This window comes from Parendozoicomonas verongulae, from assembly GCF_009711465.1.
In the GTDB taxonomy this organism is placed as follows: domain Bacteria; phylum Pseudomonadota; class Gammaproteobacteria; order Pseudomonadales; family Endozoicomonadaceae; genus Sansalvadorimonas; species Sansalvadorimonas verongulae.
This window is the reverse complement of the sequence record NZ_SMME01000697.1, coordinates 1-780: the sequence shown is the minus strand read 5'-3', so window position 1 is coordinate 780 and position 780 is coordinate 1. Positions and strand designations below refer to the sequence as shown.

The 780-nt window shown below is 41.5% G+C and carries 1 protein-coding gene; it reads left to right on the top strand.

All coding sequences use genetic code 11. The features are described from left to right. Positions 1 to 267: 267 nt before the first annotated feature. Positions 268 to 780: tetratricopeptide repeat protein (locus tag E1189_RS03090; protein WP_155158585.1), on the top strand; the 513-nt coding region annotated here is incomplete at its 3' end.

Here is a 780-nt window from a genome sequence, read left to right as displayed (position 1 = left end):
AGAAAAGGAGAAAGAGTTCGGACAGACAGCAGTATTACTTTTTACTCTTGCCAACAACCTTGAACCTCATCGACAAGAACAGAAGAAAGATGAACTTTGGAGGCTAAGGGAGCGACAGCTATTGGCTCATAAAACTGAGTAACCTTCAAACAGCCCTGTTTGTGACTCTGACTCACTTTGAACTTTTGTTCCTACACCATCATCCATACAGAATATTGGTTGAACAAACAATCCCTGACATAACGGTTTTAAAGGTTTATTCAGAGTATGAACTTACCTCCATACTATGGGAAAGGCTATCACTACTGGCAGGCGCCTTTTCCTCATAGACAAAGTAATCCAAGTGATCATGCGCCGGGTACCCCCAGTACACAAAATTCTGAGCGTCCACTTTCACAATATCATACCCAGCCCCACTCTGGTCACTCTCATATACAAGTAAGTCATGGCATAAATAATGGCTTTCGTCTTCTGAACACCAACCCCAAAGGAGCATTAGATGAGGCCGAGATACTTTTAAAAAAATGTGAGGGGGACCCAAACCAATATGTTCGTGTTGTGCAACTGAAAGCCAGAGCTTTGTTTCTTCTGGAAGATTTTGATGGATGTATTGGATACATCAATTCCCTTTCAAATGACATACAAAACAATAAAGGCGTAGTCATGGCAAAAGCCAGAGCTTTGCAGGCCAGAGGCCATTTAATAGAAGCTTTATCACTCTTCCAGCACCTTTATGCCAAATATTCAGCCTCTTTTAATGATGAAAAAAACCATGGAGTC